Here is a 22678-nt window from a genome sequence, read left to right on the forward strand (position 1 = left end):
CGCGCGTCGTCGTCGTCGGCGGCGGCTCGGGCGGGGCGACCGCGGCGCGCTACATCGCGCGCGACGGCGGCGACGCCATCGACGTGACGCTGATCGAGGCGTCGCGGCAGTATTACACCTGCTACTTCTCGAACCTCTATCTCGGCGGGTTCTTCGATCTCGAGGATACCGCGCATTCCTACGGCGGGCTTGCGGGCACCTACGGGGTCAACGTGATCCATGACTGGGCCGCGGGCGTGGACCGCGACGCGCGGACCGTGTCGCTCGCCGGTGGCGGGTCGGTGCCCTATGACCGGCTGATCCTCAGCCCCGGCATCGACTTCATCCCCGACAGCGTGCCGGGCTGGTCCGTGAACGTGCAGGACCGTATGCCCCACGCCTACAAGGGCGGCACGCAGGCAGCCCTTTTGCGCGCGCAGCTCGAAGCGATGCCCGAGGGCGGCACCTTTGCCATGGTCGCGCCCCCGAACCCCTATCGCTGCCCGCCCGGCCCCTACGAGCGCATCTCGATGGTCGCCCATTTCCTGAAGGAGAACAATCCGACCGCCAAGATCCTGGTCGCCGACCCCAAGGAAAGCTTTTCCAAGCAGGGCCTGTTCGAGGATGGCTGGGCGCGCCATTACCCCGGCATGATCACGCGCATCGGCCCCGACCTGGGCGCGGACAATGTCTCGGTGGACGCCGAGGCGATGACCATCTCGATCGACGGCGTGGTCGAGAACGTCGATGTCTGCAACGTCATCCCGGCACAGCGCGCGGGCACCATCGCCTTTGCCGCGGGCATCACTGAGGGCAACTGGGCCCCGGTCTCGGCCTATGACCTGTCGAGCAAGATGGACCCGAACATCCATGTGCTCGGCGACTCGGCCGCGCAGGGTGCGATGCCCAAGTCGGGCTTCTCGGCCAACAGCCAGGCCAAGGTCTGCGCCAATGCCGTCGTCGCGGCCCTGACCGGCGGGCGGCAGTTCCCGGCACGCTTCTCGAACACCTGCTGGTCGCTGATCGGCACCGAGGACGGCGTCAAGGTCGGCGCGACCTACGAGGCCTCGGACGAGGGCATCGTCTCGACCGACAGCTTCGTCAGCCAGGTCGGTGAAACCGCCGAGACGCGGGCCGAAACCTACCGCGAAAGCCTCGATTGGTACGAGGCGATCACCACGGACATGTTCGTCTGACACAACCTGCCGCGGGCGGCCCCGTGCCGTCGCCCGCGGCGCTCCCCATCCCCCCCTTTCGGAGGCGGCCCCATGATGCGTTCCCTTGCCCTTGCTTTCGGCCTTGCCGCGGCGCCCCTTGCCGCAAGCGCGCAGGATGCCGTGACCTTCCCCTTCGCGGGCAGTTTCGACGACGCGAGTTTCGCCATCGAGAACGCGATCATCAACCGCGGCCTCGTGATCGACTACACCAGCCACGTGGGCGACATGCTCAACCGCACCGGGCAGGACATCGAGGGGGCGCAGCCGCTCTACGACAATGCGCAGATCTTCCTGTTCTGCTCGGCCGCCGTCTCGCGCCGGGTGATGGAGGCCGACCCGATGAACATCGTGCATTGCCCCTACGGCATCTTCATCGCCGAGATGGAGGGCGAGGTGATGATCGGCCACCGCGACTATCCCGACGGCCCCATGCAGGAGGTCGAGGCGCTGCTCGACGCGATCATCCTCGAAGCGACGGCCGAGTAACCGGCCCGGCACAGGCCCGACACAGGCCCGGCACCAGACCGGGCGCAGGCATGTCCCGAGGCAAGGCGACCGGATCGGTGCAGGGATCCATGTGCGGTGGTCCTGACGTCCCCGCGCTTACCAAGGGAGGAAACCCGATGCGTGCGTTTTTGCTGGCGGCCATGGCCGCGATGATGACCTTCGCGGCCAGTGCGGTCGCGCAGGCCCAGGACAGGTATCAGACCCAAAGGGTCGTCTACCACATCAACAGCCCCGGCGGCGAGGGTGACGGCTATTACCGCGCGTCGATGCGCAACGTGCAGAACCACATCAACGCCGTCGGAGCCGAGAACCTCGAGCTTGCCGTGGTGATGCATGGCAACGGGATCGGCCTGGTGGCCAACGCGGTGGAGAACACCGAGCTTCAGACCGTGATCGCCTCGCTCAAGGGGCAGGGCGTGAGTTTCCTGGTCTGCGCGAACACGCTGAGCGGGCGCGGCATCGACTACGCGACGCAGCTCTACGACGTCTGGGAGGCCGACATCGTCCCCTCGGGCGTGGCCGAGCTGTCGCATCTGCAGGCGCAAGGATACACCTATATTCACCCGTGATACGGGTTTGATACCGGGCCTGATGCGGGCCTGATGCGGGCCTCATCCTGCCAGATCGCGGCCGCCCGCCTGCACCGGCTTGATGCAGGTCAACGCGGGCGGCCCCCGGCCTGCCTAGACAGGCATCAGACCGCGGCAAGACGCGGAAACCCTGCGGAAAGACGGTGCGATGCTGGAAGACCTCCTGATCGCCCGCGGCGAACCCCTTGTGCTGGCAGGCGCGGGGGCGCTGACGGGCCTTGTGTTCGGCTGGGCGGCGCAACGCTCGCGCTTCTGCCTGCGCGCGGCGACCGCCGAGGTGGCCGGGGGCCTGTTCGGCCCGAAACTCGCGATCTGGCTCGTGGCGTTCTTCGCCGCCATGGCGCTGACGCAACTGGGCGTCGCGGCGGGGCTGTTCGACGTCTCCTCCACCCGCCAACTGGCGGCCGAGGGCTCGGTCTCGGGCGCGCTGATCGGCGGGCTGATGTTCGGGGTCGGCATGATCCTCGCGCGCGGCTGCGCCTCGCGGCTTCTGGTGCTGTCGGCCACGGGGAACCTGCGCGCGCTGATCACCGGGCTGGTCGTGACGCTGGTGGCGCAAGCCAGCTACACCGGCCTTCTTGCGCCCGCGCGGGAATGGGTCAGCGCGCTCTGGACGGTGCCCGGCGGGGCAGGGCGGAACCTGTCGGACACATTGGGCCTGACCGCGCCAGGCGCGGCCTTCCTTGCCGGGGTGGCGCTGTTGGCGGTTGTGGGCTTCGCCGCGCGCCGCAAGCTCTCGGCGGGTGTGATCCTTGGCGCGGGCGTGGTGGGCGCGGCGGTGGCGATGGGCTGGGCGCTGACCGCGACCATCGCGGCCAGCAGCTTCGAGATCGTCCCGGTCTCCTCGGTCACCTTCACCGGCCCCGCGACCGACACGCTGATGGCGCTGGTGACGCAACGCTCGGTCGTCTTGTCCTTCGGCATCGGTCTGGTGCCCGGCGTCTTCGTCGGCGCAGCAGCCGCGGCGCTGGCCTTCGGCGAATGGAAGCTGGAACGCTTCGGCGCCGACACGCCGATGGAGCGTTACCTTGTGGGTGCCGTCCTGATGGGCTTCGGCGCGATGCTGGCGGGGGGTTGCGCCGTGGGCGCGGGCGTCTCGGGCGGGGCGGTGTTTTCGACCACGGCCTTCCTTGCCGTCTTCGCCATGTGGATCGGCGCCATGACCACGGTGCGGGTCATGGCGCTGATGTCGCGCGGGCAGGCTCAGACGGTGTAGTTCAGGCCGAGCCGGCCACCGTCCACGTAGATCGTCTCGCCCGTGACGTAGCTGGCCTTGTCCGAGCAGAGGAAGGCCACGACATTGCCGATCTCGTCCGCCGTGCCCACGCGCCCCATCGGCGTGCGCGACATGACGCGGGCATAGGCCTCGGGCGAGGCGTTCACGCCCGCCATCATCTCGGTGTCGATGGAGCCGGGGCCGACCGCGTTCACGCGGATGCCCTTGTCGGCCAGCGCCAGCGAGGCCGCCTTGGTGATCTGCTGCACGCCGCCCTTGGAGGCGCAATAGGCCGGGATCGCGGGGATCGCCACCACCGCGTTGATCGAGGACATGTTCACGATCGCGCCTTTGACGCCCGCCGTGACCATTCCGTTGGCCGCGCGCTGGGTCGCCGCGAAGACGGCGCGCAGGTTCAAGCCGATGACGGCGTCGAAATCCTCGAGGCTGTAGCTCAGGAAATCGCCGGGCTTGGCTATGCCTGCGTTGTTCACCAGTGCCGCAACCGGCCCTTCCTCGGCCTCGATGGTGTCGAAGAGCGCCATCAACGCGACCGTGTCGGCCACGTCGCAGACAAAGCCGCGCCCGCCGATCCCCTCGGCGGCCTCCATCACGCTGTCGCGGATATCGGCAAGCATCACGCGGTAGCCATCGGCGGCCAGCGCCCGCCCGCAGGCCAGCCCGATGCCCTGCGCGCCCCCCGTCACCAATGCGATTTTCGCGGCCATGTCCCTCTCCTTCGTCTGTGTGTTCCGCGGCACCCTACGACCGGGGCGGGGCGGTGTCAATTCGCGCCGCCAAGGGCGCGTTCTGACCTTGGCAGGTCGGGCATGAGCCAGAGACGGACAGGGGCACCGCGCAGTCTGGCCCTGACCAGACCCGGAAGGACGCCCCAATGCGCACCCATGCCTCAGCCGTCGTGATCGGAGGCGGCGTGATCGGCTGCTCGATCCTCTACCATCTCGCCAAGGCGGGCTGGACCGATGCCGTTCTGCTGGAACGCGACGAGCTGACCAGCGGCAGCACATGGCATGCCGCGGCCAATATCCACGGGCTGCACGACAGCACCAACATCAGCCGCCTGCAGCATTACACCATGCAGCTCTACAAGGAGCTGGAGGCCGAAACCGGCCAATCCTGCGGCGTGTTCCAGCCCGGCAGCCTCTACCTTGCCCAGACCGAGGACCGCGAGGCGCAGCTGCGCCTGCAGGAGGCCAAGGCGCGGCGCTACGGGATGAACTTCCACGAGGTCAGCCGCGACGAGGCCGAGCGCCTGCACCCGCTGGTCGATTACACCGGCGTGCGCTGCATCATGTTCGAGCCCGACGGCGGCAACGTCGACCCCTCGGGCGTGACCAACGCCTATGCCGTCGGCGCGCGGCAGCGCGGGGCCGAGATCTACCGCTTCACGCCGGTGACGGCGACCGAACAGCAGCCCGACGGCACATGGACCGTGCGCACGGAAAAGGGCGAGATCCGCACGCCCTGGGTGGTCAATGCCGCGGGCCTTTGGGCGCGGGAGGTGGGGGCGATGGCGGGCCTGACCCTGCCGCTGCAGCCGACCGAGCACCAGTATTTCGTGACCGAAACGATCCCCGAGATCGCCGCGATGGAGCGCCGCCTGCCCTCGGTCGCCGACCGCGACGGCGAGTATTACCTGCGGCAGGAGGGCAAGGGCCTGCTCGTCGGTGCCTATGAAAAAGACGTGCGCTTCTGGGCCGAGGAGGGCACGCCCCTAGGCTTCGGGCACGAGTTGTTCGCAGATGACCTCGAGCGGATCGAAGAGAACATGATGCGCGCCATCGACCGGGTGCCGGTCGTGGGGACGGCGGGGATCAAGCGGGTGATCAACGGCCCGATGATCTGGTCGCCCGATGCCGCCGTCTTGTTCGGCCCGGTGCCCGAGCTTTCGGGCTATTTCTGCGCCTGCGGGATGATCCCCGGCTTCTCGCAATCGGGGGGCGTGGGGCGGCTTGCCGCCGAGTGGATGGTCGAGGGCGAGCCGACGCTTGACCTCTTCGCCTGGGATGTCGCGCGCTACGGGGCCTGGGCCGGCAAGGCCTTCACCAAGGCCCGCGTGGCGGACCAGTATGCGCATCGCTTCAAGATCCATTTCCCCGGCGAGGAACGCGAGGCCGGGCGGCCCGTGCGGCTGCGCCCCGTCCATGCGATGCAGGCGGGGATGGGGGCGAAGTTCGGGTTGAACTACGGCTGGGAACACCCTCTTTTCTTTGATGAAACCATCGAAGACAGCGCCGGGTTCGCGCGTCAGCCCTGGTGGGATGTCGTGGGCCGTGAATGCCGCATGCTGCGCGACCGGGCGGGGATCATCGACATCTCGAACTTCGCCAAGTATCGCGTCGCCGGGCCGGGCGCGGAGGATTGGCTGAACGCGCTGTTCGCCAACCGGATGCCGCGCGAGGTGGGGCGCTCCTGCCTCACGCCGCTGATCGGCAAGCGCGGCGGCGTGGCGGGGGATTTCACCGTCACGCGGCTTGGGCCGGAGGAATTCTGGGTGCTGGGCGGCGGGGCCGCCGAGCGGTTCCACCAACGCTTCTTCCGCGCCGTGCCCTTGCCCGAGGGAACCACGTTCGAAAGCCTGACCGAGGCCACCTGCGGCTTCAACGTCGCGGGGCCGGAGGCGCGCAACCTTCTGCAACGGCTGACGAACGCCGACCTTTCGAACGCGGCTTTCCCCTTCTTCCGTTCGGCCCGCATCACCGTTGCGGGCGTCGAGGTGGTGGCGATCCGCGTCAGCTTCACCGGCGACCTGGGGTGGGAGCTGCATTGCGCCGAAGGCGACCAGGTCGCGCTTTACGAGGCGCTGCTGGACGCCGGGCGCGCCGTCGGTGCTGGCCCCGTGGGCAGCCGGGCGTTGATGTCGCTGCGCTTGGAAAAGGGCTATGGCAGCTGGGGCCGCGACTACAGCCCGGAATACTGGCCGCAGGAGTCGGGGCTGGAGGGGTTGATCCGGCGCGACAAGGATTTTCTCAACAAGGATGCATGGTTGCGCATCGAGGCGAATGCACCGCGTGAAGAGATGGTCTTGCTCGAGATCGACGCCACCACCGCGGATGCCAGCGGCTCCGAGCCGATCTTCCTGCCCGACGGCACGCCCATCGGACAGGTCAGTTCCGGCGGCTACGGGCACACGGTCGGCCGCTCGCTTGCGCTGGCCTATCTCAAGGCGGGCCGCGTCGCGCCGGGCGAGACGGTGCATGTGGCGATCCTCGGTCGGCCGCACACGGCCCGCAGGCTCGCCGAGCCGCCCTTCGATCCCAAGGGCCTGCGCCTGAGGGACCTGCAGCCGGTCGTCGAACCGGCAGAATGACCCCCTGGCCCCGCGGGCGGCGGGGCCTGTTTCCCGCGCGGAAAGCGACGGCAAAACGGTTGCGTTACCGCTCACATTCGGCTCAGACTTTGACCAAGGCCATGTCACCTGAAAAGATCGCGCGACGGCGGCGGGGGCAGGGCTGACCTGACCTGTTCAGATCGACCGGGGGCGCAGGCCCTCACCAAAGGGAGGAAATCATGACTCATCTGAAACTGCTCGGAACAACTGCGCTTGCGCTCGGCCTCGCGGCCCCGGCGATGGCGCAGGAAATCCGCTTCATGTGCTATTCGGACGGCAATGAATGCGAGGTCTACGACGACGTGCTGACCCGCTTCGAGGCCGCGAACCCCGGCGTGGACGTGATCGTCGACGTAGTGCCCTACCAGGCGATCCTCGAGAACCTGCCGGTGCAGCTGGCGGCCGGAACCGGCCCCGATATCGCCAAGGTCACCGACCTCGGCGGTCTGAACGAATATTACCTCGACCTCGCGCCCTACGTGGACACCGGCTATTGGGATGCGAGCTTCGGCGGCACGCTGGACTGGTACCGCGTCGGCGACCGGCAGGGCTATTACGGCATGCACAGCCAGCTGACGATCACCGGCGCCTTCGTGAACGCCACGCTCTTCGAGCAGGCCGGTGTCGCGCTGCCGGGGCCGGAGGCCACCTGGGAAGACTGGGCCGCCGCCAGCCGCGCCGTGGCCGAGGCGACCGATACCCCCTTCCCGATGGCGATCGACCGCTCGGGCCACCGCGTCGCGGGGCCGGCCGTGTCCTATGGCGCGGCGCTGAACGGGCCGGACGGCCCGACGCTCTCGGACGAGGGCTTCACGGCCTTCGTGCAGCAGTTCGTGGACTGGCACAATGACGGCACCATCGCCCGCGATGTCTGGGCCGGGCAGGGCGGGGCGACCTACCAGGACGCGGCGCAGGAATTCATCAATGGCGAGCTGGTGTTCTACTACTCCGGCTCCTGGCAGGTCAGCCGCATGAACGACCAGGTTGGCGACTTCTTCGACTGGCAGGTCGTGGGCAGCCCCTGCGGTCCGGCGGGCGCGTGTTCGGGCATGCCGGGCGGTGCTGGGATCGTCGGCTTCGAGCAGACGGAGCATCCCGAGATCGTGGCCGCCGTGATCGACTTCCTTGCGCAGGAAGACGTCTATGCCGAGGTCGCGGCGCGCACGCGCAACCTGCCTGCGCACCTCGGCGTGGCCTCGGCCGGGGTCGCCTTCGAGGATGTGACCCCCGCGGCCCAGGCCGCCCTCAGCGCCTTTGCCGCCGACCTGCCGGATGTCGCACCCGCGGCCTTCTGGTACCAGGGCTACCCCGGCAACCGGGCGATGTTCGGCATCACGGTCGAGCGCGTGAGCCAGGCCATCGTGGGCGAGCTGTCGGTCGAGGACGCGGTGGCGCGGATGGCTGATGACCTGGCCACGGCCATGGCCGAAAGCCAGTAACCTTGGCCGAGACGACGGGGCAGGGCGCAGCCGCGCCCGCCCCGACCCCCACCGGAGATACCGCCGCCGCCGTCGCGCTGACCAAAAGCGCGGGCGCGGTCAGCCCCCGTGCGCTGAAGGCGCGGGGCGACGGGCTGGCCCTGCGCCTGATCGCGCCGGTGATGCGGCTCGTGGAAATCCCGATGCTGGGCCTGCAACGGCTGCTCGGGATCAACCTGTTGGCCTGGGTCTTCCTTCTGCCGAACCTGGTGCTCTTCGGGCTCTTCGCCTTTCTGCCCGTCGTGCTGAACGTGGTCTACGCGGGCACCGGCGGGGACAACGTGCTGCTGGCCGACCGCCCCTATGTGGGCGCGCGCAACTTCGCGCTGCTGACCGAGTGCGGCAGCTATCTCGACCCCAACACCTGCCGCGAGGACAAGTTCTGGCGCGCGGTCTGGAACACGGCCTGGTTCGTGACGCTCCAGGTCGGGATCATGGTGGGCTTCTCGCTCCTGACCGCGATCGTTCTGAACCGCGACATCCGCGCGCGCGGCTTTTTCCGTTCGGTCTTCTTCTTCCCCGTGCTGCTCTCGCCCGTTGTCGTGGCGCTGATCTGGAAGTGGATCCTGCAGCGCGAGGGGGTGCTGAACGCCTTTCTCGATTGGACCGGGATCGGTGGCTACAATTGGCTGGTGGATGCCGAGTGGGCCTTTGCCTGGTCGGTCTTCCTGTCGGTCTGGGCGCATATGGGGTTCTACACGCTGATCCTGCTGGCTGGGCTGCAGGCGATCCCGCGCGACGTCTACGAGGCGGCGACGATGGACCGCGCGAGCCCCTGGCGGGTCTTCCGCAAGATCACCCTGCCGCTGCTGGCGCCCACCATGCTGGTGGTGCTGGTGCTGGCGCTGATCAAGGGGGTGCAGACCTTCGACGAGGTCTATGCCTTCACCGGGGGCGGGCCGGGGACGGCCACGACCTTCATCATCCAGTATATCTACGAGGAGGGTTTCGCGGGTGCGCCGCGGCTCTTCGGCCTCGCGGCGGCGGCCTCGCTGATGGTGGCGGGCGTGCTGGTGGTGCTGACGCTGGTGCAGCTCTGGGTGAACCGGAGGAACGTCGATGGGTGAGCGGACGAACCACGGGGGATGGGGGCGTTTTGCTGACGCAAAACGTGCAGGAAAACTGCAGTTTTCCTGTCCGGAAAACTCGAGTTTTCCGCCGCCCCTGACCGAGGGCAGGGCATGACGCGCCTGTTGGGGTTCCTCACCGCCACCCGCGGCGGCGCAAAGCTGCACTGGACCGACTGGGCCAGCTACGCCTATCTCTGCACGGGCGTCTTCCTGATGTTCTTCCCGGTCATCTGGCTCGTCATGTCGAGCTTCAAGACCGAGGCCGACCTGCAGCGCTACCCGCCCACCTTCCTGCCCTACCAACAGCAGACCATCATGGTGGAGGGCTACGACGACCCCCTGCCGCTCTTCGAGATGACGGGGGGCGAGTACGAGGGGATGATCCTGGCCCAACTGCGCCGTGTGGGTCTGCAGGCGCAGATGATCGACCCGGCCAACCCCGGCGAGCGGCTGCGCGTCGGCATCGAGGACCGGGTGCCGGTCGAACGCTTCACGCTGGCCACGGAAAACTACACCGAGCTGTTCGGGCGCTTCAACTTCCTGCTCTACTTCTGGAATTCGACCTTCATCACCGTCATGGCGACGCTGATCATGCTGCTGACCAACTCCATGGCGGCCTTCGCGCTGTCGAAATACCAGTTCCGGGGGCGCACGGTCGTGCTGCTGCTGGTGATCGGCACGCTGATGATCCCGCAGACGGTGGTTCTGGTGCCGCTCTTCCTGATCGTGACGGAGCTGGGGATGTTCAACTCGCTCTGGGGGGTGATCATCCCGGGTGCCGCCACGCCCACGGGGGTCTTCCTGCTCCGCCAATACATGCTGACGATCCCCGACGAGATCCTGGACGCCGCCCGCATGGACAAGGCGAGCGAGTGGAAGATCTACTGGCGGATCATCCTGCCGCTCTCGGCCCCCGCCATCGCGGTGCTGGCGATCCTTGCGATCATGTGGCGCTGGAACGATTTCCTCTGGCCGCTGATCGTGCTGACCCGGTCCGAGAACTTCACCCTGCAGCTTGCGCTCAATTCCTTCCAGGGCGAGTTGCAGACCGATTGGTCGAGCCTGTTGGCGATGACCGTTCTCACCCTTCTGCCCATCGCGATGGTTTTCATGTTCCTGCAGAAATACATCGCCACGGGCATCGCCTCTACCGGGGGGAAATGATGGCATCCATCGAGCTCAGACAGGTGAAAAAGGCCTATGGCGGGGCCGAGGTGATCAAGGGCATCGACCTGTCGATCCCCGAGGGGGATTTCTGCGTCTTCGTCGGCCCCTCGGGCTGCGGGAAATCCACGCTCCTGCGGATGATCTCGGGGCTCGAGGATATCTCGGGCGGCGAGATCGCCATCGGGGGCGAGGTGGTCAACCGCATCCCCGCCGCGGACCGCGGCCTTGCGATGGTGTTCCAGTCCTACGCGCTTTACCCGCACATGACGGTGCGCCAGAACCTCAGTTTCGGGCTGGAGAACATCAACACGCCGCGGGCCGAGATCACGCGCAAGGTGGGCGAGGTGGCCCGCATGCTCCAGATCGACGCCCTGCTCGACCGGCGGCCCAAGGACCTGTCGGGCGGCCAGCGCCAGCGCGTCGCCATCGGGCGCGCCGTGGTGCGCGAGCCGCGGGTGTTCTTGTTCGACGAGCCCTTGTCGAACCTCGACGCCGAGCTGCGCGTCGACATGCGGGGCGAGATCGCGGCGCTGCACCGCCGGCTTGGCAACACGATGATCTACGTCACCCACGACCAGGTCGAGGCGATGACCATGGCCGACAAGATCGCGGTCCTGCGGCTTGGCAAGCTGGAACAGTTCGGCGCGCCGCTCGACCTCTACAACCGGCCCGCGAACCTCTTCGTCGCAGGGTTCATCGGCAGCCCGAAGATGAACTTCATCACGGGCCGGGTGGATCAGGGCGACCGGACGCTTCTGCATCTCGACACGGGTGAAACCCTGCGCTTGCCCGAACGCGGCTTCGCGCAGCGCGCGGGCGAGAAGGTGACGCTGGGTATCCGGCCCAACCACATGACGGTGGGCGAGGGGGCGATCGCGGTGCAGGTCCGCTCGGTCGAGCAGCTGGGCGGCGAAAGCTACGTCTACGGCCAGACCTCGGCCGGTGCGCCCATCACCGTGCATTCGCCCGGCCAGACGCGTATCGGCATCGGCGAGACGATCCATGTCGGCGCGCCCGAGGGCGAGATCCACCTGTTCGACAGCGACACGGGCCTGTCGCTCAGGGACGACTGACATGCGGGAAACATGGCGCTGGTTCGGGCCGGCGGATGAAATCGCGATCTCCGAGATCGTGCAGACGGGAGCGCAGGGCATCGTCTCGGCGCTGCACCATGTGGCGACCGGCGCAGTCTGGACGCCAGACGAGATCGCCCGCCGCAAGGCCGAGATCGAGGGCGGAGAAGGCGCGCCCACCGGCCTGACGTGGGACGTGGTCGAAAGCCTGCCGGTGTCGGAGGCGATCAAGACGCAGACCGGCGATTGGCGCGCGCATCTCGACGCCTACCGCGAAAGCCTTGCGCACCTCGCCGACGCCGGGGTGCAGGTGATCTGCTACAACTTCATGCCGGTCCTCGACTGGACACGGACGGACCTCACGCACCCGGTGCCGGGCGGCGGCACGGCGATGCATTTCGAACTGGCCGATTTCGTGGGCTTCGACCTGTTTACGCTGGCCCGCGCGGGGGCCGCGGCCGATTACCCCGAGGAGCTGATGGAGGAGGCCGCGCGCCGCCATGCCGCAAGGTCCGAGGCCGAGCGTCTGAGGCTCGCGCGCAACATCGTGGCGGGCCTGCCCGGCGCGGCGGAGCATTGGGACATCGAGGATGTCCGCGCGGCGCTGGCCGCCTATGACGGGATCGACGCGGACCGGCTGCGCGCCCATCTCGACACGTTCCTGGCCGAGGTCGTGCCGACCGCCGAGCGCCTCGGGTTGCGGCTCTGCTGCCATCCCGACGATCCGCCCTTTCCGCTCCTGGGCCTGCCGCGCATCGTCTCGACCGAAGAGGATTACGCGCGGCTGGTCGAGGCAGTTCCCAGCCCCGCCAACGGCATCACGCTCTGCACCGGCTCGCTCGGCGTCGCGCCCGATTTCGACCCGGTGCACTTTGTCGAGCGGCTGGGGCCGCATATCCATTTCGTCCACTTGCGCAACACCGCGCGGGGGCCGATGCGCGGCGGCAGGTGCAGCTTCACCGAAAGCGCGCATCTGGCGGGCGACACCGACATGGTCGCCACGATCCGCGCGCTGGTGGTCGAGGAACGGCGGCGGGTTGCGGAGGGCAGGGCGGATGCGACCATCCCCATGCGGCCGGACCACGGCCATGCGCTTTTGTCGGACCTGCAACGCCCGATGATGCCGGGCTACCCGCTGATCGGGCGGATGCGGGGCCTGGCGGAGCTCAGGGGGGTGATGGCGGCGGTCTAGGGTGCCGCCCCCGGTCGCTCGGGGCGACCACGCCCCGTCCCGTCCCGTCCCGATCCGCGCGCTTTCGCCCGATGCCCTTACACCAGTCAGGCACTGGCTGGCCGACATGGGCGCGATCCGGACCGGACGGCCGGGCCGCCTTGACGCAGCTGTCGAAACCCTCGTCCGGGACCGAAACGAATGACCCTCGACCCCAGAACCGACCTGACCTTCACCCGCCGGATCAACGCGCCGCGGGCCCTGCTTTGGGCCTGCTGGACGACGCCGGAGCACATCCGGCAGTTCTTCGTGCCCAAGCCTCATCGCGTCGAGTCCTGCGAGATCGACCTGCGCGTGGGCGGCCGGTTCGACACGGTGATGAATGTCGACGGCACCTTGATCGACAGCAAGGGCGTGTTTCTCGAAGTCATCGAGGGCGCGCGCCTCGTCTTCACCGACACCTACAGCGAAGGGTGGAAGCCCGCCGCGGACCCGTTCATGACCGCCATCCTCGAGTTCGCCGACGACGTGCAGGGCGGCACGACCTATACCGCGACGGCGCGGCACCGCTCGCCCGAGGCCTGCCAGCGCCATGAAGAGATGGGGTTTTTCGAGGGGTGGGGCATCGTGGCGACGCAGCTCGAGGACCATGCCCGGTCACTGATGTGACCCTGCCCGGAGGGCGGTCGGCTTGCCCCGAGCACGGGATGGGCCATCGCGCGGTGACCGCTTTTCTTGCGACTAAGTCGCAACTGCATTGACTTCTTGCGACTGCGTCGCAATATATGACCTCGACGGCACGGATGGCGCGCCCGTTCGCGCGCCGCTCAACCGAGGTTCACGAATGCTGACCCGACGTCTACTGCTTGCCATGACCACCGCCGCCGCGCTGGCGCTGCCCGCGGCTGCACAGGACCGCCTTTCCGTCGTCGCCACCACCGGCATGATCGCCGACGCCGCCCGGCAGGTCGGCGGCGATCTGGTGGATGTCACCGCCCTGATGGGGCCGGGCGTCGACCCCCACGCCTATCGCCAGACGCGGACCGACATCGTCGCCACCGCGCAGGCCGATCTCGTCCTGTGGAACGGCCTTTACCTCGAGGCGCAGCTCGAGGAATTCCTGCTCGAACTGGCCGAGACGAAACCCGTCGTCGCCGTGGCCGAGACGATCCCGCCGACCCAGCTGATCGGGTCCGAGGATTACGAGGGCCGGTTCGACCCCCATGTCTGGATGAACCCCAACCTCTGGTCGCGCGTGGTGCTGGCCACCCGCGACGCGATGATCGCCGCCCAGCCCGAGGGGGCGGAGGTCTTCACCGCCAATGCCGCGGCGCATCTCGACGAGCTGGCCGAGCTGGCGGTCTATTCCCAGACCGTGCTGGCCTCGGTCCCGGCGGAAAGCCGCGTGCTGGTCACCGCCCATGACGCCTTCAACTATTTCGGGGCCGCCTACGGCTTCGAGGTGGTGGGCATCCAGGGGATTTCCACCGAAAGCGAGGCCGGGCTGCAGCGCATCGCGGAACTGGTCGACATGCTCGTCGCCCGCGACATCCGCGCGGTCTTTGTCGAAAGCTCGGTCTCCGACCGCAACATCCGAGCGCTGATCGAGGGCGCGGCGGCGCAGGGCCACGAGGTCGTCATCGGGGGTGAGCTCTTCTCCGACGCGATGGGCGCGCCCGGCAGCTACGAGGGCACCTACCTCGGCATGATCGACCACAACGTGACCGTCATCTCCCGCGCGCTGGGCGGGCAGGCGCCGCAGGGCGGGCGGATCGACGAACTGGCCATGAACTGAAGGATGCGATGACCGCAGAGACGCTGACCCTCGCCGCCTCGGGCGGCACCGCCACCCCGGCCGGGCTGGACCCTTCCAGCCCGCTTGCCGTGCGCGGGCTGACCGTCAGCTACGGCGAGAAACCGGCGCTCTTCTCGGTCGACGCCACCTTCCCGGCGGGGGCCATGTCGGCCATCGTGGGGCCGAACGGGGCGGGGAAATCGACCTTCCTCAAGGCGGCCCTCGGCCTGATCCCCGCCGTCTCGGGCGAGGTGCGCATCTTCGGCGCGCCCCTTGCCGCCTCCCGCGACCGCATCGCCTACGTGCCGCAGCGCGCCAGCATCGACTGGGATTTCCCGACCACGGTGATCGACGTCGTCCTGATGGGACGGTATCGCAAGCTGGGCCTGCTCCGGCGGGTGTCGAAGGCCGAACGCGCCACGGCGCTGGACGCGCTGGCCCGCGTGGGGATGGAGGGCTTCGCCGAGCGCCAGATCGGCCAGCTGTCAGGCGGGCAGCAACAGCGGGTGTTCCTTGCCCGTGCGCTCGCGCAGGAGGCGGACCTGTATCTTCTCGACGAGCCCTTCGCCGGGGTCGATGCGGCCACGGAAAAGGCCATCATCGAGGTTCTGAAATCGCTCAAGGAGCAGGGCAAGTCGGTGATCGCGGTGCATCACGACCTGTCGACGGTCGCCGCGTATTTTGACCATGTCTTCCTCGTGAACGTCCGCGCCATGGGCGAGGGGCCGGTCGCCCGCGCCTTCACGCCCGAGGCGCTGGCCCAGACCTATGGCGGTCGGCTTGCGGCCACGCAACTGGCCGAGCTTGCCCTGACCACGGGCTAGGCGCATGGCGGGTTTCCTCGACGCGCTGCTTTTGCAGGCGGGCTACAACGCGGCGCTTGTCGCCATCGGCGCAGCCCTTCTGGGCTTTGCCGCGGGGACGGCGGGCACCTTCCTTTTCCTGCGCAAGCGCGCGCTCGTCTCGGACGCGGTGGCCCATGCCACCCTGCCGGGCGTGGGCCTTGCCTTCATCGTGATGGTGTCGCTGGGCGGCGAGGGGCGCAGCCTTGCGGGGCTGCTGCTTGGCTCGGCGCTCTCGGCCTTCGCGGGGCTGTGGCTGGTGGAATGGATCGCGCGCGCCACGCGTCTTTCCGAGGATGCGGCCATCGGCGCGGTGCTGTCGGTGTTTTTCGGGCTGGGCGTCGTCCTTCTGACCGTGATCCAGTCGCTTGACCGGGGCCGCCAAGCAGGGCTCGAGGATTTCCTGCTCGGCTCCACCGCGGGGATGCTGCTGCAGGATGCGCTGATCATCGCGGGCGGCGGTGCGGCGGTCGTGGCGGTGATCTGGGCGCTTCGCCGCCCGATGACGTTGGTGGCCTTCGACCCCGGTTACGCCGCGGCGATCGGCATCGACACGCGCAGGGTCGACCTCGCCATGATGGCGCTCGTCATGGCCGTGACGGTCATCGGGCTGAAGCTGGTGGGGCTGATCCTGATCGTGGCGCTCTTGATCATCCCCGCCGTCACCGCGCGGTTCTGGACCGACCGGGTCGAGCGGGTGCTGTGGACCGCCGGGCTTCTGGGGGCCGCCGCGGGCTATGTCGGCGCGGCGCTCTCGGCCTCGGCCCCGGACATGCCGACCGGGCCGATCATCGTGCTGATCGCGGCGGGGCTCTTCGCGCTTTCGCTCCTCTGCGCGCCGCGCCGGGGCGTGCTGGCCGCGATCCTCGCGCGCCGCCGCTTCCAGGCGCGGGTGCATCGGCGGCAGGGGCTGCTGGCGCTGACGCGGGCCGAGCCGATCCACGACCCCGTGACGCTGCGCATCCTGCGGCGCGAGGGGCTGATCCGCGCCGACGGGGTCGCCACGGACAAGGGCCGGGCACAGGCGGCCAAGATCGCGCGGGACGAACGCCGCTGGGACATCGCGCGCGAGGTGCATCAGGACACCAGCCTGACGGGCCGCTACGACGGGCTGACCCCCATCGAAGAGGTCTTCGCCCCCGACGAGATCGCCGATTTCGACGCGCGCCTCGGCCCGCCGCAGCCGGTGGGGGGCTAAGGGCATGGGGGCGGAGTTCGTGCAGTTCTCGCTCACGCCGATCCTGATCGGCACGCTGGCCGCCATCGCCTGCGCGCTGCCGGGCAATTTCCTGATCCTGCGCCGGCAGGCGCTGATCGGGGATGCGATTTCCCATGTCGTGCTGCCGGGCATCGTGGTGGCCTTCTTGTTGACCGGAACGGTCGCGGCGCTGCCCATGCTTCTGGGCGCGGGGGCGGCGGCGCTTCTCGCCGTGGTGCTGATCGAGGCGATCCGCCGGGTGGGCCGGATCGAGCCGGGGGCCGCGATGGGCGTGGTCTTCACCGCGCTTTTCGCGGGCGGCGTGTTGCTTCTGGAGCAATCCGACACCTCCCGCGTCCACCTCGACGTGGAACATGCGCTGATGGGCAACCTCGAGACGCTGATCTGGCTGCGCGCGGGTGAGGGCTGGGCCAGCTTGGCCGACCCCGTGGCGCTCGCGCATCTGCCGCCCGAACTGCCGCGCATGGCGGTGGCGGCGGCGCTGATCGCAGCGCTGACGGTGATCTTCTGGCGGCCCCTGAAGCTCTCGACCTTCGACGAGGGCTTTGCCCGCGCCATCGGTCTGCCGGTTTCGGCCATCGGGCTTGGGCTGGTCATCACCGCCGCGGTGGCCGCGGTGGCGGCCTTCGACGCGGTGGGGTCGATCATCGTCATCGCCATGTTCATCTGCCCGCCCGCCGCGGCGCGGCTGATGACCAATTCGCTGGCCCGGCAGGTCTGGCTGTCGGTGGGTTTCGCCACGCTTTCCGCCGTCTTGGGCTACGTGCTGGCGGGCTATGGCCCGCTCTGGCTGGGCTACGCCAATGCCGTCAGCGCGGCGGGGATGATCGCCACCGTCTCGGGCGTGATCCTCGGGGTGGCCTGCCTCATCGGCCCGCACCGCCGCCGCGTCGGAGTGGCCGCGGGGGCCTGAGGCGGGGTTGCGCCCGTCCGGGCGGCGGGGCAGGGTGACGCTTGTCGCATCTGCAACGGAACCCCCATGACCGACGCCTACGACCCCGCGCGCGAGGGCGCGCAGATGAGTTTCGCCCGCGACATGAGCTATGGCGACTACCTGTCGCTCGACGGGTTGCTCGACGGGCAGAAGATGCTCTCGGATGCCCATGACGAGATGCTTTTCATCATCCAGCACCAGACCAGCGAGCTGTGGATGCGGCTGGCGATCCACGAGCTGACGGCGGCGCGCGCGGGGTTGGCTGGGGGAGATATCCGCCCCGCCTTCAAGATGCTGACCCGCGTTGCGCGCATCTTCGAGCAGCTGAACGGCGCGTGGGACGTACTGCGCACGATGACGCCCTCGGATTACACGCGGTTCCGCGATGCGCTCGGCCGGTCCTCGGGGTTCCAGTCGCATCAGTACCGGCTGATCGAATATATGCTGGGCAATCGCAACATGGCGATGCTGAAGGTCCACGAACATCGCCCCGCGCTGCATGCCGCGCTGACGGCGGAGCTGTCGCGCAAGTCGCTTTACCACGTCGCGCTCGACCGGCTGGGCGAGGCGCTGGGCACCGATTACGCGCAGGCCTACCGCATGGACGCGCCACACGCCGCCGAGGACGCGATCCGCGACGGCTGGGCCGAGGTCTATCGCGACCCGCAGGCGCATTGGGCGCTCTACGAGCTGGCCGAGAAGCTGGTCGATCTGGAGGATTACTTCCGCCGCTGGCGCTTCAACCACGTGACCACCGTGGAGCGCGTCATCGGCTTCAAGCGCGGCACCGGGGGAACCTCGGGCGTGCAATACCTGCGCCGGATGCTCGAGGTGGAGCTCTTCCCCGAGCTCTGGCAGGTGAGGGGGCAGCTATGAGCATCTACCGCAAACACCTGTTCGACCTGCCCGAGGGGATGATCTACCTCGACGGCAATTCCTTGGGGCCGTTGCCGAAATCCGTGCCCGCGCGGGTGGCGCAGGCCGTGACGGCGGAATGGGGCGGCAACCTCATAAAGGGATGGAACCTTGATGGCTGGATGGCGCAGCCCTCTCGCGTGGGTGACCTTGTGGGGCGGCTGATCGGCGCGCCCGCGGGGTCGGTCGTGATGGGCGACACGCTCTCGATCAAGGTCTACCAGGCGCTCTCCGCCGCGCTGCAGATGCGGTCCGAGCGGCGCGTCGTGATCTCGGACAGCGGGAATTTCCCCACCGATCTCTACATGGCCGAAGGGCTGATCCGCCACCTTGGCCACGGCCACGAATTGCGCGTGGTGGCCCCCGAGGAGGTGACCGAGGCGATCACCGACCAGGTCGCCGCCGTCATGCTCACGCAGGTCGATTACCGCACGGGCCGCATGCATGACATGGCCGACATCACCGCCCGCGCCCATGCGGCGGGCGCGGTGATGATCTGGGACCTTGCCCATAGTGCAGGCGCGGTTCCGGTGGACCTTGCGGGGTGCAAGGCCGAGTTTGCCGTCGGTTGCACCTACAAGTATCTCAACGGCGGTCCCGGCGCGCCGGCCTTCATCTACATCCGCCCCGATATCGCCGATGCCGTGCAACCCGCGCTCGCGGGCTGGCTGGGGCACGAGGCGCCCTTTGCCTTCGACCTCGACTATCGCCCCGCGCCGGGCGTGGAGCGGATGCGCGTGGGCACGCCGCCGGTGTTGCAGATGACCGCGCTGGAAGCGGCGATGGAGGCGTGGGAGGGTGTCGAGATGGCCGAGCTGCGCGCGGCCTCGGTTGCCTTGTGCGAAACCTTCATCGCCGAGGTCGAGGCGCGCTGCCCCGAGCTGACCCTCGCCAGCCCGCGCGACGCGGCACAGCGCGGCAGCCAGGTCTCGTTCCGCTTCGAACAGGGCTACGCCGCGATGCAGGCGCTGATCGCGCGCGACGTGATCGGCGATTTCCGCGCGCCCGACATCATGCGCTTCGGCTTCACCCCGCTTTACGTCGGCGCGGATGACGTGACCCGCGCCGCCGAGGTTCTGGAAGAGGTGATCAAGGATCGCCTCTGGGACCGGCCCGAATACCTGGCCCGCCAGCGGGTGACTTAGGAGGCCATCCGCAACGCCGCGCGCGGGGGTTGGCTGACGATGCCTGCATCGAAGAGAGCGGCAATCTCGGTCTCGGGAAGCCGCGCCACGTCGGCGAGGATTTCCTCGCTGTGCTGGCCCAGAAGCGGCGCGGGGGCTGCCACCTCTCGCGCCATCCCCTCGAAACTGAAGGGCGTGCCGGGCGTGAGGTAGGTGCCGATGCCGGGCTGCGTGACCGGGGCGAAGATCGGGTTATCCGCCGACAGGTCGGGGTCCTGCTCGATCGCCTCGGCGAAGGTGCGGAAGACCGACCATGTCACGCCCGCGCGGTCGAACAGCTCGCCGAACTCCGCCACGCGGCGGGCGGCGAACCACGGGGCGAGGGTGGCGGTGATCGCCTCCCGCGCCATCCAGCGCGCGCCCTCGTCGCCGAAGTCGACGCCCAGTGCCGCCTCGAGGGCCGCCATCGGCTCGGACAGTCCGGTGACCTTCAGCAGGTTCTTCCACTGCCGCGCCGTCAGGCCGATGACCATGACCCGTGCGCCGCAGGCGCAGAGGAAATCCTGCCCATAGGCCCCGTAAAGGCTGTTGCCCGCGCGCCCGCGGGTCTGGCCCGTGGTCGCGTGCTCCCCGATGATGCCCAGATGCCCCAGCATCGCCGCGGCCACGTCTTTCAGCGTCAGGTCCACGGCCTGCCCCGTGCCATGGCGCAGCCGGTGGCGTTCGGCGGCCAGAAGGCCCGAGACCACCATGCCGCCCGCGATGGCATCCCAAGCGGGCAGCGCGTGGGCCACCGGCTCGGTCGACCCCTCCGGCCCCGTCGCCATGGGAAAGCCCACGGCGGGGTTCACGGTGTAATCGACCGCGGGCCGCCCGTGGCGGTCGCCCCTGAGCGTGACCGAGACGAGGTCCGGGCGCCGCGCGGCAAGTGTCGCGTGATCGGTCCAGCCCGGCGTGGCGAGGTTGGTAATGAACAGCCCCGCGTCTTCGCCGGGGGCGCAGATGATCTCCTGCGCGATCTCGCGGCCGCGGGGCGTTTTCACGTCGATGGCGACCGACCGCTTGCCCTTGTTCATTCCCGCCCAGAACAGGCTCGCCCCGTTCGGCGCGACCGGCCAGCGGGTGTAGTCGAGCCCGCCTTGCGGCAGGTCGAAGCGGATCACGTCCGCGCCCATCTGCGCCAGCGTCATCCCGGCCATCGGCACCGCCACGAAGGCGGAGGATTCGACGACGCGCATACCCTTGAGAATGCCCATCAATCCCACTCCGCCTTTGCCTGCATGCCGAGGTAACCCTCGGGCGTCGCCGTCCCCAGCTCCATCGTCTTGCCGCCGGGGGCCAGCCGCCCCTGAAGGCGCAGGTCGTGGGTGTGGAACATCGGATGCACCCCGCGGAAGCGGAAGCGCCTGGGCGGCTCGCCCGCGTGGCGCTTGGCGGCCTCCATCAGCATGATCGCCTGCATCGGGCCATGGGTGACGAGGGCGGGGTATTTCTCGACCTCGCGCGCGTAGGACAGGTCGTAATGGATGCGGTGCGCGTTGTAAGTGGCCGCCGAGAAACGGAAAAGCCGCGCCTCGGTGATCGGCACGGTCTCGTCGAAATCGGGGCTTTCCAACTCGGGGATGCGTTTCGGCGGCGTGAAGGTTTCGGGGATGTGGAGGTAGACGATATCTTGCTCCTCCTCGACGAAGCTGCCGGTCTCGCCCTCGACCTGGTGGGTGACGGTGACGAAGACCATGTCGCCCGTGCCGCCCGATTTCGGCGTCACCGACTTGATCGTCGAGGTGCGCCTGAGCCGCTCGCCGATGCGAAGGCTGCCGGAAAAACTCAGCTTTCCCGCCGCCCACATGCGCCGCTTGAAGGCGAGCGGTGGCAGGAAATCGCCCAGTTTCGGGTGCCCGTCCTCGGCCAGCTGGCTCAACGGCACGAACTCCGGGAAGGCCGCCCAATGCCAGAGCCGCGGCATCAGGCAGCCGCGCCGCACGTCGCGCCGGAGCGAGACAGGGTGCGAGACGGCCGCGTTCAGCATCCCCGCCAGTTCCGGCGTCAGGCAGCCCCAGCGTTCTTCGGTCCGGCCGACCCAATCCTCGGCCTCGCGCATGGCGACCATGGGAAAGCTCTCGACCCGGCTCATGCCGCCTGCCTCAGGCCGAGCATGCGGGCGACCGTCTCGCCCATCGAAGACGGGTTGGGCGCGACCATGATGCCTGCATCCTGCAAGATCTCGACCTTTTCCTGTGCGCTTTCGCCAAAGGCGCTGATGATCGCCCCCGCATGGCCCATCTTGCGGCCCTTGGGCGCCGACAGGCCCGCGACATAGGCCGCGACCGGCTTGGTCATGTGATCGCGGACGTAAGCGGCCGCCTCGGCCTCCTGCGGGCCGCCGATCTCGCCGATCATGATGATCGCATCGGTCTCGGGGTCGTTCTCGAACAGCTCGAGGATGTCGCGGAAGCTCGAGCCGTTGATCGGATCGCCCCCGATCCCGATGGACGACGACACCCCGATGCCAAGCGCCGACATCTGGCTGGCCGCCTCGTAACCCAGCGTGCCCGAGCGGCCCACGATGCCCACGCGGCCCGGCGTGTAGATATGGGGCGGCATGATGCCCATGAAGCCCTTTCCGGGGCTGATGATGCCCGCGCAATTCGGCCCGATCAGGCGCATCTTCTTCTCGCGCGGGTAACGGCGGAGGAAGCGTTTGACCTTCATCATGTCCTGAGCGGGCAGCCCGTCGGTGACGCAGACGCAGGTCTTGATGCCCGCGTCTGCGGCTTCCATCATCGCGTCGGCGGCGAAGGCGGGCGGCACGAAGAGAAGCGAGGCATCGGCCCCGGTCTTTTCCACCGCCTCGCGGACGGTGTTGAAGACGGGGCGGTTCAGGACGGTGGTGCCGCCCTTGCCCGGCGTGACGCCGCCCACGACATTGGTGCCGGCCTCGATCATCTCCTGGGTGTGGAACTGGCCGATGCGGCCCGAGATGCCCTGGACGATGACGCGGGTGTCTTCGGTGATGAGAATGGCCATGG

21 protein-coding genes are annotated in these 22678 nt (G+C 68.7%); 17 read left to right on the forward strand and 4 right to left on the reverse strand.

Annotated elements, in window-relative coordinates:
- The 4 genes from QQK83_RS13750 to QQK83_RS13765 all read left to right on the forward strand — a co-directional run.
- Positions 1-1175: NAD(P)/FAD-dependent oxidoreductase (locus tag QQK83_RS13750; protein WP_284265126.1), on the forward strand; the 1175-nt coding region annotated here is incomplete at its 5' end.
- A gap of 72 nt (positions 1176-1247) precedes the next feature.
- Positions 1248-1682 (forward strand): DUF302 domain-containing protein, encoded by a 435-nt coding sequence (locus QQK83_RS13755; protein WP_417750359.1) that lies wholly within the window; start codon positions 1248-1250, stop codon positions 1680-1682.
- A 137-nt stretch (positions 1683-1819) separates the two neighbouring features.
- Positions 1820-2272, forward strand: coding sequence for a DsrE family protein (locus QQK83_RS13760; RefSeq protein WP_284265128.1), 453 nt, complete (start codon positions 1820-1822; stop codon positions 2270-2272).
- 169 nt (positions 2273-2441) lie between these two features.
- Complete coding sequence (locus QQK83_RS13765; RefSeq protein ID WP_284265130.1) at positions 2442-3509, forward strand: YeeE/YedE family protein; 1068 nt, start codon at positions 2442-2444, stop codon at positions 3507-3509.
- Here the strand turns inward: QQK83_RS13765 and QQK83_RS13770 are convergent.
- A complete protein-coding gene (locus QQK83_RS13770) occupies positions 3497-4237 on the reverse strand; it encodes an SDR family NAD(P)-dependent oxidoreductase (protein ID WP_284265132.1) in 741 nt (246 codons plus the stop codon). The genes QQK83_RS13765 and QQK83_RS13770 overlap by 13 nt on opposite strands.
- 167 nt (positions 4238-4404) lie before the next feature.
- Here QQK83_RS13770 and QQK83_RS13775 point away from each other — a divergent pair, with 167 nt between their 5' ends.
- From QQK83_RS13775 to kynU, 13 genes are all read left to right on the forward strand, one after another.
- Positions 4405-6840 carry a GcvT family protein gene (locus tag QQK83_RS13775; protein ID WP_284265134.1) on the forward strand — a complete coding sequence of 812 codons (2436 nt, stop codon included), beginning with the start codon at positions 4405-4407 and terminating at the stop codon, positions 6838-6840.
- A 200-nt stretch (positions 6841-7040) separates the two neighbouring features.
- Positions 7041-8300: an ABC transporter substrate-binding protein gene (locus QQK83_RS13780; protein WP_284265136.1), complete on the forward strand. Its 1260-nt coding sequence runs from the start codon at positions 7041-7043 to the stop codon at positions 8298-8300.
- A 2-nt stretch (positions 8301-8302) separates the two neighbouring features.
- Complete coding sequence (locus QQK83_RS13785; RefSeq protein WP_284265138.1) at positions 8303-9406, forward strand: carbohydrate ABC transporter permease; 1104 nt, start codon at positions 8303-8305, stop codon at positions 9404-9406.
- Positions 9407-9520: 114 nt separating this feature from the next.
- Positions 9521-10573 (forward strand): carbohydrate ABC transporter permease, encoded by a 1053-nt coding sequence (locus QQK83_RS13790; protein WP_284265140.1) that lies wholly within the window; start codon positions 9521-9523, stop codon positions 10571-10573.
- On the forward strand, positions 10573-11649 hold the full coding sequence (locus QQK83_RS13795; RefSeq protein ID WP_284265142.1) for an ABC transporter ATP-binding protein: 1077 nt from the start codon (positions 10573-10575) through the stop codon (positions 11647-11649). The genes QQK83_RS13790 and QQK83_RS13795 overlap by 1 nt, the downstream gene beginning before the upstream one ends.
- 1 nt (position 11650) lies before the next feature.
- Positions 11651-12841, forward strand: a complete 1191-nt coding sequence (gene uxuA / locus QQK83_RS13800) for a mannonate dehydratase (protein WP_284265144.1) — start codon at positions 11651-11653, stop codon at positions 12839-12841.
- 180 nt (positions 12842-13021) lie between these two features.
- Complete coding sequence (locus tag QQK83_RS13805) at positions 13022-13489, forward strand: SRPBCC family protein (protein ID WP_284265147.1); 468 nt, start codon at positions 13022-13024, stop codon at positions 13487-13489.
- A gap of 175 nt (positions 13490-13664) precedes the next feature.
- Positions 13665-14615, forward strand: a complete 951-nt coding sequence (locus QQK83_RS13810) for a metal ABC transporter solute-binding protein, Zn/Mn family (RefSeq protein WP_284265149.1) — start codon at positions 13665-13667, stop codon at positions 14613-14615.
- An 8-nt stretch (positions 14616-14623) separates the two neighbouring features.
- A complete protein-coding gene (locus tag QQK83_RS13815; protein ID WP_284265151.1) occupies positions 14624-15439 on the forward strand; it encodes a metal ABC transporter ATP-binding protein in 816 nt (271 codons plus the stop codon).
- A gap of 4 nt (positions 15440-15443) precedes the next feature.
- Positions 15444-16655: a metal ABC transporter permease gene (locus QQK83_RS13820; protein WP_284265152.1), complete on the forward strand. Its 1212-nt coding sequence runs from the start codon at positions 15444-15446 to the stop codon at positions 16653-16655.
- Between the two features lie 4 nt (positions 16656-16659).
- On the forward strand, positions 16660-17589 hold the full coding sequence (locus QQK83_RS13825) for a metal ABC transporter permease (protein ID WP_284265154.1): 930 nt from the start codon (positions 16660-16662) through the stop codon (positions 17587-17589).
- Positions 17590-17655: 66 nt separating this feature from the next.
- Complete coding sequence (locus QQK83_RS13830) at positions 17656-18486, forward strand: tryptophan 2,3-dioxygenase (protein WP_284265156.1); 831 nt, start codon at positions 17656-17658, stop codon at positions 18484-18486.
- Positions 18483-19670: a kynureninase gene (gene kynU / locus QQK83_RS13835; RefSeq protein WP_284265158.1), complete on the forward strand. Its 1188-nt coding sequence runs from the start codon at positions 18483-18485 to the stop codon at positions 19668-19670. Before QQK83_RS13830 ends, kynU begins: the two co-directional genes overlap by 4 nt.
- On the opposite strand, the gene QQK83_RS13840 is transcribed toward kynU, so the two are convergent.
- The 3 genes from QQK83_RS13840 to sucD are packed head-to-tail and all read right to left on the reverse strand — an operon-like array spanning position 19667 to position 22676.
- Positions 19667-20905 (reverse strand): CoA transferase, encoded by a 1239-nt coding sequence (locus tag QQK83_RS13840; RefSeq protein ID WP_349816233.1) that lies wholly within the window; start codon positions 20903-20905, stop codon positions 19667-19669. The two genes, kynU and QQK83_RS13840, sit on opposite strands and share 4 nt — an antisense overlap.
- Positions 20905-21783, reverse strand: coding sequence for an HTD2 family dehydratase (locus tag QQK83_RS13845; protein ID WP_284265162.1), 879 nt, complete (start codon positions 21781-21783; stop codon positions 20905-20907). Before QQK83_RS13845 ends, QQK83_RS13840 begins: the two co-directional genes overlap by 1 nt.
- Positions 21780-22676, reverse strand: a complete 897-nt coding sequence (gene sucD, locus QQK83_RS13850; protein WP_284265165.1) for a succinate--CoA ligase subunit alpha — start codon at positions 22674-22676, stop codon at positions 21780-21782. The genes QQK83_RS13845 and sucD overlap by 4 nt, the downstream gene beginning before the upstream one ends.
- Positions 22677-22678 lie beyond the last annotated feature (2 nt).

The organism is Roseicyclus amphidinii (genome assembly GCF_030163755.1).
Lineage (GTDB): Bacteria > Pseudomonadota > Alphaproteobacteria > Rhodobacterales > Rhodobacteraceae > Roseicyclus > Roseicyclus amphidinii.